At 58.9% G+C, this 12,879-nt stretch carries 15 protein-coding genes; 4 read left to right on the forward strand and 11 right to left on the reverse strand.

All coding sequences use genetic code 11. The annotated features are described in order from the left end of the window. Positions 1-47: 47 nt before the first annotated feature. The gene (locus GA0061100_RS13985; RefSeq protein WP_075853337.1) at positions 48-1,001 is read right to left on the reverse strand and encodes a glutathione S-transferase family protein; all 954 of its coding nucleotides are present in this window, start codon (positions 999-1,001) and stop codon (positions 48-50) included. 162 nt (positions 1,002-1,163) lie between these two features. On the opposite strand from GA0061100_RS13985, the gene GA0061100_RS13990 reads away from it, so the two are divergent. Both GA0061100_RS13990 and GA0061100_RS13995 read left to right on the forward strand, forming a co-directional pair. Continuing rightward, on the forward strand, positions 1,164-1,454 hold the full coding sequence (locus tag GA0061100_RS13990) for a DUF2218 domain-containing protein (protein WP_075853338.1): 291 nt from the start codon (positions 1,164-1,166) through the stop codon (positions 1,452-1,454). 79 nt (positions 1,455-1,533) lie between these two features. Then, positions 1,534-2,133, forward strand: coding sequence for a nitroreductase family protein (locus tag GA0061100_RS13995; protein WP_075853339.1), 600 nt, complete (start codon positions 1,534-1,536; stop codon positions 2,131-2,133). A 65-nt stretch (positions 2,134-2,198) separates the two neighbouring features. On the opposite strand, the gene gyrB is transcribed toward GA0061100_RS13995, so the two are convergent. The 5 genes from gyrB to GA0061100_RS14020 all read right to left on the reverse strand — a co-directional run bounded on the left by gyrB (position 2,199) and on the right by GA0061100_RS14020 (position 7,539). Beyond that, complete coding sequence (gene gyrB, locus GA0061100_RS14000; RefSeq protein ID WP_075853340.1) at positions 2,199-4,628, reverse strand: DNA topoisomerase (ATP-hydrolyzing) subunit B; 2,430 nt, start codon at positions 4,626-4,628, stop codon at positions 2,199-2,201. 148 nt (positions 4,629-4,776) lie between these two features. Further along, positions 4,777-5,142, reverse strand: coding sequence for a helix-turn-helix domain-containing protein (locus tag GA0061100_RS14005; RefSeq protein ID WP_069613918.1), 366 nt, complete (start codon positions 5,140-5,142; stop codon positions 4,777-4,779). Beyond that, on the reverse strand, positions 5,139-5,723 hold the full coding sequence (locus GA0061100_RS14010; RefSeq protein WP_075853341.1) for a Smr/MutS family protein: 585 nt from the start codon (positions 5,721-5,723) through the stop codon (positions 5,139-5,141). Before GA0061100_RS14010 ends, GA0061100_RS14005 begins: the two co-directional genes overlap by 4 nt. Further along, a complete protein-coding gene (gene mltA, locus GA0061100_RS14015) occupies positions 5,723-6,841 on the reverse strand; it encodes a murein transglycosylase A (protein WP_075853342.1) in 1,119 nt (372 codons plus the stop codon). Before mltA ends, GA0061100_RS14010 begins: the two co-directional genes overlap by 1 nt. Next, on the reverse strand, positions 6,838-7,539 hold the full coding sequence (locus GA0061100_RS14020) for a Tim44/TimA family putative adaptor protein (RefSeq protein ID WP_075853343.1): 702 nt from the start codon (positions 7,537-7,539) through the stop codon (positions 6,838-6,840). The genes mltA and GA0061100_RS14020 overlap by 4 nt, the downstream gene beginning before the upstream one ends. A 146-nt stretch (positions 7,540-7,685) precedes the next feature. Between GA0061100_RS14020 and GA0061100_RS14025 the strand changes: the two genes are divergently transcribed. Both GA0061100_RS14025 and secB read left to right on the forward strand, forming a co-directional pair. Further along, complete coding sequence (locus GA0061100_RS14025; protein ID WP_075853344.1) at positions 7,686-8,204, forward strand: FxsA family protein; 519 nt, start codon at positions 7,686-7,688, stop codon at positions 8,202-8,204. 95 nt (positions 8,205-8,299) lie between these two features. Beyond that, positions 8,300-8,782 (forward strand): protein-export chaperone SecB, encoded by a 483-nt coding sequence (gene secB / locus GA0061100_RS14030; protein ID WP_047634000.1) that lies wholly within the window; start codon positions 8,300-8,302, stop codon positions 8,780-8,782. An 83-nt stretch (positions 8,783-8,865) separates the two neighbouring features. Here the strand turns inward: secB and dnaQ are convergent, their stop codons facing one another. The 5 genes from dnaQ to GA0061100_RS14055 are packed head-to-tail and all read right to left on the reverse strand — an operon-like array spanning position 8,866 to position 12,505. After that, entirely contained in the window at positions 8,866-9,582 is a 717-nt protein-coding gene (dnaQ, locus tag GA0061100_RS14035) for a DNA polymerase III subunit epsilon (RefSeq protein ID WP_075853345.1), read from the reverse strand. A gap of 17 nt (positions 9,583-9,599) precedes the next feature. Continuing rightward, positions 9,600-10,199, reverse strand: a complete 600-nt coding sequence (coaE, locus tag GA0061100_RS14040; RefSeq protein ID WP_075853346.1) for a dephospho-CoA kinase — start codon at positions 10,197-10,199, stop codon at positions 9,600-9,602. Position 10,200: 1 nt separating this feature from the next. After that, positions 10,201-11,058 carry a shikimate dehydrogenase gene (locus tag GA0061100_RS14045; protein ID WP_075853347.1) on the reverse strand — a complete coding sequence of 286 codons (858 nt, stop codon included), beginning with the start codon at positions 11,056-11,058 and terminating at the stop codon, positions 10,201-10,203. After that, entirely contained in the window at positions 11,051-11,650 is a 600-nt protein-coding gene (locus GA0061100_RS14050; protein ID WP_075853789.1) for a Maf-like protein, read from the reverse strand. Before GA0061100_RS14050 ends, GA0061100_RS14045 begins: the two co-directional genes overlap by 8 nt. Positions 11,651-11,683: 33 nt before the next feature. Then, positions 11,684-12,505, reverse strand: coding sequence for a pyruvate, water dikinase regulatory protein (locus GA0061100_RS14055; RefSeq protein WP_075853348.1), 822 nt, complete (start codon positions 12,503-12,505; stop codon positions 11,684-11,686). Positions 12,506-12,879: the final 374 nt, after the last annotated feature.

The raw sequence follows: 12,879 nt of genomic DNA on the forward strand, positions 1-12,879 counted from the left end.
CATCGAACGGGGCGGACCTTAGACCGCTTTTCGAAGGCGGTCGAGTATCAGAACAGCTCGTCCAGCGCCGGCCCGAGTGGCACGATCCCGCTCGGATTGAGAGATGCAATCGAGTAGTAACCGCGCTTGATATGATCGAAGTTCACGGTTTCGGCAACACCGGGCCAATCGAGCATTCGGCGGCAGAAGGACTGGAGATTGGCATAGTCGGACAGCCGACGCAGATTGCATTTGAAGAGGCCGTGATAGGCGACATCGAAACGGACAAGGGTGACGAACAGCCTGATATCGCTTTCTGTGGGATGATCGGCGAAAAGGAGGTCTCTGCCTTCCAGCTCGGTCTCGATCTGATCGAGGCAGTCGAACACCTCGCTGAAGGCCTCTTCATAGGCAATCTGCGTCGTGGCGAAGCCGGTGCGATAGACGCCATTGTTGAGGGCCGGGTAGATCCGGGCATTGAAAGCTTCGATCTCTTCCCGCTTGCCGGCCGGATAAAGATCGATGTCATTGCGGGCGAGATCACCGAAGCCGCCATTCAGCATGCGCAGGATATCGGATGACTCGTTGTTGACGATCGTGCCGGTGCGCTTGTCCCAAAGGACCGGAACCGTGGCGCGGCCAGTGAAGGCCGGATCGGCCTTCGTATAGATCTCGTGCATGTAGACGGCGCCGTTTATCGGATCGTTCGTGGCGCCCTGATACTCGCCAAACTGCCAGCCCTGCTTGGAGAGCATGGGTTCGACAACGGAAACGGAAATGACATCCTCCAGGCCCTTCAGCTTCCGGCCGATCAGGGTGCGCGATGCCCAGGGGCAGATCAGCGCGACGTAGAGATGATAGCGGCCGGCTTCCGCCGCGAAACCGCCCTCGCCAGTCGGCCCCGGCTTCCCGTCCGGCGTCACCCAGTTGCGGAAGCTTGAAACCTGGCGAACGAAACCGCCCTTTTCATCCTTGGCCTGGACCGGCTGCCACTCCTCAGTCCATTTTCCATTTACCAGCAAGGCTTTGTCTCCGCTCGCACGCGTTCCTATCGACCCTCAGCATAGCGGAACAGAATTTCACTGGAATAACGCAAACTTGAAACAGACTGTCTACCTGGCGAATGCGGATGGCTCTATGTATGAAATCGTGCGTTTTGCGATCAGGTTTATTGGAGAAATCCCATGGCGACATCCGTTTCCAACGTCAAAACCGAGCATGCCAGCCGCTATCTCCAGCAGCTCTGCAAGCACTGGAGCCATCGCTTCAGCGTGGAATTCGATGCGGCTGCGGGCAAAGTGCCGTTCAGCCCGGAAAACGTTCTCGACCTGGCAGCCGAACGCGGCAACCTCGTCATGACGCTGACGGTCGAGAAGCCCGAAGACCTCGAGCGCATGCAGAACGTCGTTGCCGACCACCTCAAGCGCTTCGCCTTCCGCGAGGAGCTCGACGTGAGCTGGGCGGCTCGAGTTTAAGTTCTCATCCTCTATTTATAACCAGCCAACGGCCAGTTTCGACCGCCCGCGGCAGATGCTCTCTAAGAAAGAAGCCCTCATGACATCAAGCAACAGCCGCGAATCCCAATATCCGATCGACAAGCTCTTTCTCGACCGCTGGTCGCCGCGTGCTTTTTCCAACGAGACCATGCCGGAACAAGACCTGCTGACCATTCTGGAAGCGGCGCATTGGGCGCCTTCCGCCTCGAACCTGCAGCCCTGGCGCTTCCTCTACACTCTGCGTGGCTCGGAGCATTGGGACCGGTTCCTGAGCGTCCTCGTGGAGTTCAATCAGGGCTGGGTGAAATCCGCCGCCGCGCTGCTTTTCGTCATTTCCCGTACCCACAGTGGCGAGCTCGGCTCGGCCGAACAGAAGCCCAGCTACAGCCACTCCTTCGACGCGGGTACGGCCTGGGGCTTTCTGGCAATCCAGGCACATCTAGCCGGCTATGAAGCGCATGGGATGACCGGCTTCCATGTCGAAAAATCTTATGAGGTTCTCGGTATTCCCGAAGGCTTCCGCGTCGAGGCGGCTGTCGCGATCGGCAAGATCGGCGACAAGAACCAGCTGCCGGAAAAGTTGCGCGAGCGCGAGGTGCCGAGCCAGCGCAATCCGCTTTCCGGGCTTGCCTTCAACGGCACCTTCATCGCCAAGTAATTGATAGAAAAGAAAAAGCCCGCCAGAATGTTCGCGGCGGGCTTTTTTGTGTCTGAAGCAGGCGATCAGATGTCGAGATTGGCGACGTTCAACGCGTTGTCCTGAATGAACTCGCGGCGCGGCTCGACCTCATCGCCCATGAGCCGGGCAAACAGCCCATCGGCATCGGTCGCGTCAGTGACCTTCACCTGTAACAGCGTGCGTACATTCGGATCGAGCGTCGTTTCCCAGAGCTGTTCGGCATTCATCTCGCCGAGGCCTTTATAGCGCTGCAGCGTCAAGCCCTTGCGACCGCCGGCAAAGATCGTATCAAGCAGCATGCGCGGACCCGAAATCTCCGTCTCTCCGTCCCGGCGGGTGAGCTTCGGCGGAGTCTGGTAGACCTCCTTCAGCCGCGTGCCAAGCTGGTCGATGAGACGAGCATCCTGCGAACCGATCAGCGCCATGTCGAGGAAGACCACTTCCTTGACGCCGCGCACAGTGCGCTCGAAGCGAAGACTGCCCTCGCCGGTTACGGCACCGGTCCAGCCGCGCTCCGTTTCCTCGGCAATGACATCAAGCCGCTTGGCAACGTCATTGGCGAGTACTTCCGCGCGGGCGGGATCGCTGACCATTTCGGCATTGAGAGCGCCGGCGATCGCCGCCTGCTCGACAGCCGAGCGATTGTAGCGGGAGTGCAGATTGTCGATCAGCGTGCGCAGCCGCAGCGCATCGTAGATCGCCTCACGCAGATCCTGACCGGTGCGGACTTCGCCATTGCCGAGACGCAGGCTTGCATCGTCGGTACCCTGGCCGATCAGATATTCTTCCAGCGCCTTCTCGTCCTTGACGTACTGCACCGACTTGCCGCGCGTCACCTTATAAAGCGGCGGCTGGGCGATATAGAGGTGACCGCGCTCGATGAGATCGGGCATCTGGCGGAAGAAGAAGGTCAGAAGCAGGGTGCGGATATGCGCGCCGTCGACGTCTGCGTCCGTCATGATGATGATCTTGTGGTAACGCAGCTTCTCGGCGTTGAATTCGTCCTTGCCGATACCGGTGCCGAGTGCGGTGATCAGCGTGCCGATTTCCTGGCTCGACAGCATCTTGTCGAAGCGGGCGCGCTCGACGTTCAGGATCTTGCCGCGCAGCGGCAGGATGGCCTGGTTTTCGCGCGAACGGCCCTGCTTGGCTGAACCACCTGCCGAGTCACCCTCGACGAGGAAGACTTCGGACTTGGCCGGATCGCGCTCCGAGCAGTCAGCAAGCTTGCCGGGGAGCGAGGCGATATCCAGCGCGCCCTTGCGGCGGGTCAGTTCGCGCGCCTTGCGGGCGGCTTCGCGGGCGGCTGCGGCTTCGACGACCTTGCCGACCAGAACCTTGGCTTCGGACGGATGCTCTTCGAGCCAGGTGCTGAGGGCTTCGTTGACCAGGCTTTCGACGACCGGGCGAACTTCGGAGGAAACCAGCTTGTCCTTGGTCTGCGACGAGAACTTCGGATCGGGAACCTTGACCGACAGCACTGCCGTCAGGCCTTCGCGGCAGTCATCGCCGGTCAGCGTCACTTTTTCCTTCTTGGTGATGCCAGAGCTGTCCGCATAAGAGGTGATCTGACGTGTCAGGGCGGCGCGGAAGCCAGCCATGTGCGTGCCGCCGTCGCGCTGCGGGATGTTGTTGGTGAAGCAGAGCACGTTTTCATGGTAGCTGTCGTTCCACCACATCGCCACTTCGACGGTGATGCCGTCCTTCTCGCTGCGGATCGACACCGGCTTTTGAACCAGCGGCTTCTTGGCGCGATCGAGATAGGAGACGAAGGCTTCCAGACCGCCGTCATAGAGCAATTCTTCCTGCTTGACGTCGGAATGACGCTTGTCCGTCAGGAGAATGCGAACACCGGAATTCAGGAAGGCGAGTTCGCGCAGACGATGCTCCAGCGTGCCATAGTCAAACTCGATCATCGTGAAAGTTTCGGAGCTCGGCATGAAGCTGACTTCGGTGCCAGTCGCATTGCCGGCATCGCCGGTTTCCTTCAAAGGCGCGTCGGCGACACCATGGGTAAAACTCATTTCATGGATGCGGCCCTGGCGGCGGATCTTCAGCTTCAGCCAGACGGACAGGGCGTTGACGACCGAAACGCCGACGCCATGCAGGCCACCGGAAACCTTGTAGGAATTCTGGTCGAACTTACCGCCAGCGTGAAGCTGGGTCATGATAACCTCGGCCGCCGAAACACCTTCGCCGCTGTGAATATCCGTCGGGATGCCGCGGCCGTTATCGGTGACCGTGACGGAGCCATCGGGATTAAGGGTTACGGTTACGACATCGGCGTGGCCGGCCAGGGCTTCGTCGATAGCGTTGTCGACGACTTCATAGACCATGTGATGCAGGCCCGAGCCGTCATCCGTGTCGCCGATATACATGCCCGGACGCTTGCGCACGGCATCGAGGCCCTTGAGAACCTTGATGCTATCTGCGCCATATTCGGCATTGCCGCCGTTATCGGTTATATCGGTCATTTTATTGAAGTCTTTCCAGTGTTTAGAGAATCTCGCCAATTCCTAACGAATCAGCGGTTTTTCCTAGCCTGAATATAGGATGTTTCACCCTGAAGTTCCAAACGGAAGGCCCCGAAATCAGGTATAAAACAGGGGATTAAGGCGCTTTTCAGCCGGTTTTTCCGGCATTTTCCAGAACCTTTGACAGTTCGCGGATCGTCGCCGCGTCAAGGCTGCGGATCTTGCCGGCCAAGTGGTTGACGAAGGCCGTATATTCAGGCGAAAGCCCGGAGGTATCAACGACGACGCGCGGGTCGGAAAACCGCGCCAGCAGGAACAATTCCTCGGCTTCGTCCCAGATGATGTTGAAATAGCCGGCGATGCGCTGCAAGAGATCGAAAGTCGGAAGGCCACGCTTTCCGTGTTCTAAGGCGGATAAATAAGCCGGAGTCACATTGAGCGCGGCGGCCATCTGCTTTTGCGAGACGCCCTTGCGCAACCTCAACTTTCGTACCGCTTCGCCGAACGGGGTCAAAGCCTCTCCCCCTTCAGGCGCGACAGGCGGATATAGAGCGCGCCCTCGCCACCGTGATGCTGCGCCGCCGTTTCGTAGGAGGAGATCAGAAAGCGGAATTCCGGCTTGGAGAACCAGAGCGGTACGGCGCGCTTCAGCGCCCCTTCGCTGCCCATCGAGCTGCCCTTGCCTGTTATGACGAGCACATGGCGAAGGCCGCGGCTATGGGCACGCAGCAGGAAATCCAGAAGCATCCCGTGGGCCTCGCTCTGGATGAGGCCGTGGAGGTCGATCCGGGCTTCGAGCGCCAGATGACCCCTCGCGATCTTGCGCTTGACGGGACGCTCGAGTGGATGATGGCGGCCGCCGGGCTGCTTTATGGGCGTTGAAACTTCCGGCGCTTCTGTAGATACAGGCGCCGGCTTTGCCTTTGCGGCGCGGGCAGTTTCCTCGCTTTCGGCTTCGGCTTGCAAGGCAGCCTCGAAAGCCTCGATGTCAGCTATGCGGCCCGGCATGGGGCGCGTGCTCTTGGCGACCTTACCCCAAAGGATACGGTCCTCCGCGCTGAGCTTTCGTTCCTTGTCCTTCCGTTCCGGGGCCATCAGCCGAACCTCTGCGCCGCCGCCTTCGGAATGAGTATATAAAAATCGGCATCGTTGCGCACGGTACCGGCGAGCTCGCCTGCATCGTAGCCGGAGCCGGTAAAGATATCGCCACGTGCCGGCCCGACGATCGCCGAGCCCGTATCGAGCGCCAGCATCAGCCGCGCGAAAGGCTTGCCGGCATCGAGATGCGTCAGGCTTTCCGAACGGATGAAGAAGGGAAAACCGAAGGTATGGATCAACCGATCGACCGCAAGGGAACGGCCCGCCAGCAGCGGCACCTTGGCTGCTGCGATCGGTCCGAGAGCGGGATCGCTGACTTCGGCCTCGCGGAAGAAGATATAGGATCGATTGTGCGAGAGAATTTCATCGACCTGATCCGGGTGGGCGTAGAGCCAGTCACGGATCGTCTGCATGGAGATCGTCGCGCGGTCCAGCAGGCCGCGGTCTATCAACAGGCGCCCGACGGCCGAGAAGGGATGACCGGCCTTGGCGGCATAGGTGATACGGCCGAGACGCCCATCTGGATAGCGCAGACGCGCCGCTCCCTGCACATGTACGAAGAAGACGTCGACCTTGGATTTCGCCCAGGCGATCTCCAGCTCTTTGCCATCGAGATAGCCGCGATCGATTTCGCCACGATCAGGATAGGTGGAAATTGCACCACCCTGAAGCCTGCCGAACATATAGGAAGGATCGATATCCTCCGGCCGATTGCCGTCGTCGAGATCAATCAGATCGTCCGGCCGGCGATAAAAGGGATAGCGGTAGGTTTCGTTTGGCTCGGCCGACACTTGGATTTCCGGTTCGAAGAATGCGGTCACGAAACCGGTCGCGCCGCCAGCGCGGCGAATGAAGAAGGGCTGGCAGTGCTCCTCGAAGAAGGCTCTGGCTTCGGCTGCATCGCCGGGCTCTTTCCCTTCTGCCGCATCGAGAAGCGCCAGGAGATCATCGGCTGTCAGCCCGGCAGCGCCGGTGCGATAGGGCTTCACATCGCGGATATGGCTCCGACAGTCCTTCATCGCGCGAAAAAGGCTGGAAGGATCGTCCTCCTCCCAGCCCTTCAAATCGGCGAAGGTTGCCGGCTCCAGCCTGAATTCCTGCGATGGGATCGTCATTGTTCAGATTCGGTCGCCACGAGTTTCCAGTTCGGATCGCGCGAACGCGTGTCGCGAGCGAAGGTCCAGAGGTCGCTGACCTCAGCCACGGCTTCGGCATCGCCATCGATCAGCTTATCCGCCTTGTCGTAGGTGGCGGAAATCATCTGGCTGACGATGCGCATGGTGATCAGGGCATCCGTTCCCTTCACCTCGGCAGTGACGATATCAGCCTTGTCGATGCCGACGAAGGTCGATTTGACCTTTTCGCCCTTGGCCTCGCGATCGGCGATGGCGGCATCGAAGCCTTCGTAGACCTCGCGCGACAGCAGCCCCTTCAGAGACTTGCGATCACCATCGGCAAAGGCCATGACGATCATCTCATAGGCCATGCGCGCGCCATTGACGAATTCCTTCGGGTTGAAGGAAGGATCAACTTTGCTCACCTCGCGCAGCGAATCATTGAGTGGTGTGCCGGCCGGGGTGAAGGCATCGATGGCAGCAAAACGGTCTTCCTCTTCGGTTCCGTCACGACGCGGCAGCGTGACCACCTTGCCGGCGTCCGGTGCAGTCGTGCCACTGGCCGGATCAGCAGAACCGTAGAGATCACGCGGCGGCTTCTCATTCCCCGTGCGGCGGCCAAGGACACTGCGCAACTGAAAGAAAATCAGCACCGCCGCCACCAGGAAAAAGATCGTCACAAAGTCGTTTGCACCCATCTCGTATCGGAACCACCGTTAAAATTAAAAGATCAATCCCCATATAGTCCGCATCGATCTATCATTCAAATAGCGGACCAGTTTCTTTATTATACGCGAGAAACCAACGCTTACGCGAAGAAACCCGCTCTCAGGACCACCGTAACATGCGCCTATCACTTCTTCCTATCTTCGTTTTTCTGATGCCTCTGGCTGAGATTGCCGGATTCATCGTGGTTGGAAAGATGATCGGCGTCTGGGCGACGCTGGGGCTCGTCATTCTCAGCGTGCTGCTCGGTGCCGCTCTTCTGAGGATCCAGGGCATCGGTATTCTTCAGCGCATCTCGGCCGAAAGCCGCAATGGCGGCGATCCCGGCCGCGAGATGGTGCATGGCGCCATGATCGTCGTTGCCGCCTTCTTCCTGATGCTGCCCGGCTTCATCTCCGACATCATCGGCCTGCTGCTTTTCATCCCCGCCGTACGCGACCTCGCCTGGCAGGTCTTGCGCAAGCGTATCGTCGTTGTCGGCAATTCGCGGGCGTTCCGCCGCGGACAAGGCCCGGGTGCTGGGCCACAAGGCCGACCGAACAAACCCGGAAACGTCGTCGATCTCGATGAAGGCGATTTTCATCGCGAGCCGAACCGCAACTCGCCCTGGTCTGATCAAAAGCGTCTGGATGACTAGAGAGCGGCTGCGGGAGCCCCGGCGCCATAAGGGTTGTAAGCCCCTTTTCTAAATGCTAGATGGCGACACCCATCGAGACGTGAGAGGACACCCCCATGGCCAACGAGACCAACGGCAACGGCGCAGCCACCCCGAGCCTCAGCATCCTTGCTCAGTACACCAAGGATCTTTCCTTCGAAAATCCGGGTGCTCCGCGCTCGCTCCAGGCCCGGGAAAATGCTCCGGACATCAATATCAACGTGAACGTCAACGCCAACCCGCTGTCGGACTCCGATTTCGACGTCGTGCTGACGCTGAGCGCCGAAGCCAAGGATGGCGAGCGCGTTCTCTTCCACACCGAGCTGGTCTATGGCGGTGTCTTCCGCGTCACCGGTTTCCCGCAGGAACACATGCTGCCGCTGCTCTTCATCGAGTGCCCGCGCCTGCTGTTCCCCTTCGCACGCCAGATCATCGCCGACGTCACGCGCAATGGCGGCTTCCCGCCGCTGATGATCGATCCAATCGATTTCGCGCAGATGTTCACGCAGCGCATGGCCGAAGAACAGGCTCGCGCTCAGGTTTCGGCCGTTCCGAACTAAGCTTGAATATCTTCATTCTAGAAAAGAAAATGCCCGGATCGACGTCCGGGCATTTTCTTTTGGTGGTTGCCTGAGATGACAGCTTATTCGGACGTGCGGTATTTGGACCAGATGCCCTTCGCGCCGAGCTTGGCAACCAGCGCAGCATGGGCCGAAAGTTCTTCCTCGCTCAGCCGGCTCGACAATGGATTGGGTCGCGTAAAGATATCGGCGACTACCTCCTCCGCATCATCACTCTGTCGCGAGCGCGACGACGAACCATTGGTGCTGCCAAGGCCAAGTGCGGTCTGACGGCCACCGATCATCTCGATATAGACTTCGGCCAGCAGTTCGGAGTCGAGCAGCGCGCCGTGTTTCGTGCGGTGCGAATTGTCGATGCCGTAGCGACGGCAAAGCGCATCGAGCGAATTCGGCCCCATTGGATGTTTGCGACGCGCCATGGCGAGCGTATCGATCACCATGTCGGGAAGGATCGGCGGCCGGTTGAGTCGTGCAAATTCAGCGTTGACGAAGCCCATGTCGAAGGTGGCGTTATGCGCGATCCACTTGGCACCTTCGAAGAATTCTAGGATCTTGTCGGCGACCTCTTCGAAGGGCGGCTTGTCCTTCAGCGATTCATCGGTGATCCCGTGCACGGCAAGCGCATCCGGATGAACCTTGCGATCACCTGGATTGATATAGAGATGCAATGTCTTGCCGGTCGGGAAATGGTTGATGAGTTCGATGCCGCCAATTTCGATGATCCGGTCGGCCCTGTTGTCAAGGCCCGTGGTTTCCGTATCGAAAATGATTTCGCGCATGTCGGGACTCCGCTTTCCTATTTCTCGATCGGCAGCTTGCGCCGCACATCCGCAATGATCTCTCTGACCTGCTCGCCAGCCGCCTCGATGCTTCCGCCCGTATCGATGACATAATCGGCGCACGCCCGCTTTTCCGCATCCGGCGTCTGGCGGGAGAGAATCATATTGAATTTTTCCTCCGTCATGCCCGGCCGGGCAAGCACCCTCTGTCGCTGAATCTGTGGATCGCAGCTGACGACGGCGATCTTGTCCACTCTCTTGTCGGCACCGGTTTCAAAGAGAAGCGGGATATCCAGCACCACCATATCGGCACCGGCCTTGCGATGACGTTCCAGAAACCGGCGTTCACGCTCACGCACGAGCGGATGGACAATCGCTTCGAGACGCTTGAAGCCGGAGGGATCGCCTGCCAGCTTTCGGCTGAGCTCCTGCCGGTCGACCTTACCGTCCGCTGTTGTGCCGGGGAAAGCAGCCTCCACCAGAGGCACCGCCTCGCCACTATAGAGATCGTGCACAATCGCATCGGAATCATTCACCGGGATTCCGGCTTGGGCGAAAAGTTTCGCCGAAGTCGACTTTCCCATGCCGATCGATCCGGTGAGCCCGATCCTGATCATATCAATGCTTTTCCATGTCCGCGATGATCAATGCTCTCAAGGTTTCATCGACCGCCGGACGCTTCCCGAACCATTTTTCGAAACCGGGTATGGCTTGATGCAGAAGCATGCCGAGGCCGTCAACAATGGCAAAACCCTGCTCTTCGGCCTCGGCGAGAAGCGGCGTCTTCAGCGGTATATAGACAATGTCGGTAACGACAGCCCCTTGTGCAAGAGGCGAAAAATCGATGCGGAGCGCCGCTTCGCCATCCATGCCGAGCGACGTCGTATTGATAAAGAGACCGGCGCCCTGCATGACCTCGCCGAGCGCTGCTATCGGATGGGCATGAACCCTTTCGCCGAACCGATCCGCCAATTCCTGCGCGCGCTCGACCGTACGGTTGACGACGTGGATTTCCTTGAAACCGCGATCGCGCACGGCCTGTATGATGGCGCGGCTGGCACCGCCTGCCCCGAGGATCACAGCGCGATCGCTGCGGTCCCAGCCGGGATGACGCTCGTCGAGGTTCGCCGTGAAGCCGCGGCCATCGGTATTCGTCGCATGGAGCTCGCCGTCCTGAAGCCACAGGGTGTTGGAAGCACCCAGCTCCTGCGAAAGCTCGTCCGGCCGATCGGCGAGTTTGAAGGCTGCTTCTTTATGGGGGATGGTGACGTTGCCGCCGACGAAGCCGCTGGTACCATCCTTCAGGGATGAGATGAAGGCAGCGAAATCCTCGACAGACACTTCATGGGCACGATAGCTGCCGGCCAGACCGAGCTGCTTCAGCCAGTAACCATGGATTAGCGGCGAGCGCGAATGCTTGATCGGATAACCCGTTACGAAAGCGTTTACGCTCTGTGTTTCACGTGAATCATCCATCGATTGTCCCCAACTCTCGCAGTTTTTCCAGGAGCGGCAGCATCGGTAATCCGACGATGGTGAAATAGTCACCGTCGATTTTCGAGAAAAGCTGGATCCCTTCGCCTTCGAGCTGGTAGGCGCCGACGCTCGACAACGCCTTCTCGCCGACGCGGTTCAGATGCCGGTGAATGAAATCGGCCGGCAGCTCCCGCATGGTGAGATCGGCGTGGGACACATGCTCCCAAATGATATCGCCGTTGCGTGCAAGGGCGACAGCGCTGTTCAGCCGATGGGTCTTTCCCGACAGGGTCCGCAAATGATTTTCCGCATCCGCCATGGTCGTCGGTTTGTGAAAGACCTGGGCACCGAGCGACATGGTTTGATCCGAGCCTATAACGAGCGAACCGGGGAAGCGATCGCTCACTTCCTTCGCCTTCGCCTTTGCCAGCACGAGCGCGACCGCATCCGGGCTGGCACCGCCTTGTTCCAGCGGTGCTTCGATCGCACGCTCATCGATATCGGCGGCGATGGCCTGAAAATGCAATCCGGCATTTTCCATCAGCATTCGTCGAAACGGGCTGGAGGATGCAAGAATAAGGGGCGAGGTCATGATGGCTGCCTCCGAGAAAATCATCCGCAGCGCTTAGCGCAGCTTCGGTCGCAGGGCAACAATGGCAGCCGCGGTCTCTTCGATCGAGCGGCGCGTGACATCGATGATCGGCCAATTGTGCCGCGCGCAGAGAGAGCGGGCATATTTCAGCTCCTCGGAGATGGCGGCCCGATCCGTATAGCCACCGCGATCGAAGCCCGGCGTTGCCCCGAGAATGCGATTTTCACGGACCTGCGAAATCCGGTCCGTTGTCGCGACCAGTCCAACGATCAGCGGCTTTGTTGCCCTGGCAAGGCTTTCCGGCAACGGCACACCATGGACAATCGGAATGTTGGCCGTCTTGATGCCGCGGTTCGCCAGATAGATGCTCGTCGGCGTTTTCGAGGTGCGGCTGATACCGATGATGACGACATCGGCGTCATCGTAATCGTCAGGCATCTGGCCGTCATCATGATCCATGGTGAAGTTCAGCGCTTCGATGCGCGCGAAATAATCCGCATTCATCACATGCTGCGCCCCGACACGTCGGCGAGATGCCGTGCCAAGATAGGTCTGGAAAACATTCATGACCGGCTCGAGAACATTGACGCAGGGTACACCCATCTCGCGGCAACGCTCGGCGATGAAATCGGCAAGCTCGCGATCGACGATCGTATAGAGAACGATACCGGGGCTGTGATCGATTGCCTCCAGGACAGGCAGAAGCTGCTTGCGGTTTCGAATCAGCGGATAGACGTGCTCGATCGGCTGGCTGGCATGGAATTGAACTGATGCAGCACGGCCGGCGGAGATGAGAGTCTCACCCGTTGAGTCAGAAATCAGGTGCAGATGAAAGAAGCTCGTTCGGTTTTCCACGCTACTTTCCATCACCTGTTGATATCTCGGGAGAAAAGAGAGGTACGGGAAGGGGGGCGTCATGGGCAAGTGGAAAACGGCCGAGTTTTCCACATTTGGAATTTTCGAGAGACGGCTTTAGCAAGGGCTGTGGGCAATGTGGACAAGATCGACGATGTCTTACTCATCCACGACTTGTCCCCAGAGGGAGAAGAGCCAAATTTCTCTTCAACTTCCTCAAAAAATTGAAAAATTTCCTTTCTTTTCCACATGCCGGCTTATGACTTCGAAATCTCTGCAAATTCGTGCGCGAGGCGCGACAAAATGGATAGGCAAGGGATGAACTTTAATCCTTGCTACTCACCGACTCTAAGAAATAGAAACCTTTCAATATA

It is taken from the genome of Martinezella hainanensis (assembly GCF_900094555.1).
Taxonomy (GTDB): Bacteria; Pseudomonadota; Alphaproteobacteria; order Rhizobiales; family Rhizobiaceae; genus Rhizobium; species Rhizobium hainanense.

Excerpts from the sequence above, each read along its gene's own strand:
- GA0061100_RS14025 (WP_075853344.1), top strand. The coding sequence starts at position 7,686 with ATGCGCCTATCACTTCTTCCTATCTTCGTTTTTCTGATGCCTCTGGCT.
- mltA (WP_075853342.1), bottom strand. The coding sequence starts at position 6,841 with ATGACGATCCCATCGCAGGAATTCAGGCTGGAGCCGGCAACCTTCGCC.
- GA0061100_RS13995 (WP_075853339.1), top strand. The coding sequence starts at position 1,534 with ATGACATCAAGCAACAGCCGCGAATCCCAATATCCGATCGACAAGCTC.
- secB (WP_047634000.1), top strand. The coding sequence starts at position 8,300 with ATGGCCAACGAGACCAACGGCAACGGCGCAGCCACCCCGAGCCTCAGC.
- GA0061100_RS14020 (WP_075853343.1), bottom strand. The coding sequence starts at position 7,539 with ATGGGTGCAAACGACTTTGTGACGATCTTTTTCCTGGTGGCGGCGGTG.
- GA0061100_RS13990 (WP_075853338.1), top strand. The coding sequence starts at position 1,164 with ATGGCGACATCCGTTTCCAACGTCAAAACCGAGCATGCCAGCCGCTAT.
- gyrB (WP_075853340.1), bottom strand. The coding sequence starts at position 4,628 with ATGACCGATATAACCGATAACGGCGGCAATGCCGAATATGGCGCAGAT.
- dnaQ (WP_075853345.1), bottom strand. The coding sequence starts at position 9,582 with ATGCGCGAAATCATTTTCGATACGGAAACCACGGGCCTTGACAACAGG.
- coaE (WP_075853346.1), bottom strand. The coding sequence starts at position 10,199 with ATGATCAGGATCGGGCTCACCGGATCGATCGGCATGGGAAAGTCGACT.
- GA0061100_RS14045 (WP_075853347.1), bottom strand. The coding sequence starts at position 11,058 with ATGGATGATTCACGTGAAACACAGAGCGTAAACGCTTTCGTAACGGGT.
- GA0061100_RS14050 (WP_075853789.1), bottom strand. The coding sequence starts at position 11,650 with ATGACCTCGCCCCTTATTCTTGCATCCTCCAGCCCGTTTCGACGAATG.
- GA0061100_RS14010 (WP_075853341.1), bottom strand. The coding sequence starts at position 5,723 with ATGGCCCCGGAACGGAAGGACAAGGAACGAAAGCTCAGCGCGGAGGAC.